1 protein-coding gene is annotated in these 1897 nt (G+C 43.1%); it reads left to right on the top strand.

The genetic code is table 11. The annotated features are described in order from the left end of the window. Positions 1 to 234 precede the first annotated feature (234 nt). The gene (locus tag JOD18_RS24025; RefSeq protein ID WP_204672006.1) at positions 235 to 1740 is read left to right on the top strand and encodes a transposase; all 1506 of its coding nucleotides are present in this window, start codon (positions 235 to 237) and stop codon (positions 1738 to 1740) included. The last annotated feature ends 157 nt before the right edge of the window (positions 1741 to 1897 follow it).

Genomic DNA, 1897 nt, shown 5'->3' with positions numbered 1-1897 from the left:
ATAGACTCTCGGCATTCGCCGATTCAGACGGTTCAAGGTTTTCTTGAACCGTTATTTATTGTTCCCTCCTACTTTTCGTAGGGGGGATTTATTATTACCATAATGTGAACTGGAAATTTAAAAAACACATTATTTTCAAAAATAGTTCAAAAAGCTTGACTTTTTCAAAACGCCCCAATAATCGCGGTTGAAGGGAGATTTTCTTCCTTACTAACCTTAATTGAGGTGTTGAAAGTGAAACCAGTTTTTGCGTCACATGAGGACTATCAAAACTTTGTCATGGATCAGCTCCAAAAACACTATTCTGGCGGCATCCTAACACTCGTAAATGGGGACTGGCCCGTCATCACAAAGCTTTGGATTACCGACTTATCCCACATGACAACCATGTTAGTTGATACTTATGGAAAAAGAGGGCCATCCCCACGTAACCCGGCTTCCATGATGCGGTCGTATTTGCTTTTGATTTTAACGAACCCCACCATGAGTATGGATGAGTGGGTTGATGAACTTCGACGTGTTCCCCTTTACGCTATTCTTAGCGGGTTTGAACCTGGTGACACACCCGGTGTTGGAACTTACCACGACTTTTTTAAACGTTTGTGGCGTACTAAAAAGAAGAATGTCACCCCCAAAAAGAAAAGTAAAAAGGCTCGCAAGCGCAAACCCAAGAAAGGCAAGAAAGGAGAAAAGGCGCCCATATCTAAACCTGGCCGGGTTAAGAGATTGGTCGATTGGATGATCCCTAGACTCGATGATAAAAAGGAACTTCCATCGGATCGCCTTTTCGATTTCTTTCAGACCCAAATCCTTTCTGTTTCAGCTAAGCTAGGATTGCTCGGGGATGTGCAACAACTTAACGTTGCTGGCGACGGCACGCCCGTCGTCACCTCATCACACATCCGAAGTAAGCCTACTTGTAGCTGTCGCGCCCAAGGTATAGCGAAATGCAAGCATGGTCGCACGTACTCTCAACCTGACTGTGACAGTGGCTGGGATAGTCACCGCGAAAAGTACTTTAACGGTTACCATCTCTACATGATTAATGCTTGTGATAGCCCCTATGACTTACCTTTATATCCGCGTCTCCATCTGGCTTCATGCCATGACTCGGTTAGCTTTGTCATTAGTTGGGCTGAATTTTCGCAGCGATTCAACTTGGGCGCAGTAGACAGAGTGCTTCTGGACGCTGCTCATGACGCTTATTCGATTTATGAATTAATGAATCATACACAAATAGAGCCCATTATTGATCTGAATAAACGCGCCAAAAGAGATATAAAAACAGATGGGGACATAAAGATATCATCACAGGGTGTACCCATTTGCCCTATTGGCAAGAAAATGAAACCGAACGGCTATGACAATACCCAACACCGTCAAAAGTGGCGATGTCCATTGGCTTGCGGAACAAAGAATTCCTGTGAAACACCTTGTTCTACTGCCAAATACGGTCGAACCTACCACACCTATACCAAAGAAAATATGCGCCTGTTTCCTAGGCTATCCAGAGAAACAGATCAATGGAAAACAATTTACAAACGCCGAACTTCCGTTGAGCGATCCAACAAGCGTGAAAAAGTGGATTATCATCTAGAAGCTGGAAGACATCGTTCTACGTTGATGTGGTACATGCGCATTTACGGAATCATGATATGCCAGCACATTGATGCTTGGCATAGCCAACAAGTGAATGAACTTGACCATCTGAAAGCCCATATTTTCCCCACCGTTGCCTAGTAGGAAAATTTTTAAAAAATAACAACCTTAGGCTTATTTGGCATGCCTTTTTTTGAAAACCTCATGAAAATGACCGTTGTTTGCCTGGATTAAGCTTTATTTCCAGTGATTTTATGGAAATTGGGTCATTTTCACTCTTGAAATTCCGAGAGTCTAT

The organism is Gracilibacillus alcaliphilus (assembly GCF_016909015.1).
Taxonomy (GTDB): Bacteria; Bacillota; Bacilli; order Bacillales; family Amphibacillaceae; genus Gracilibacillus; species Gracilibacillus alcaliphilus.
This window is presented reverse-complemented; position numbering and strand designations above follow the sequence as displayed.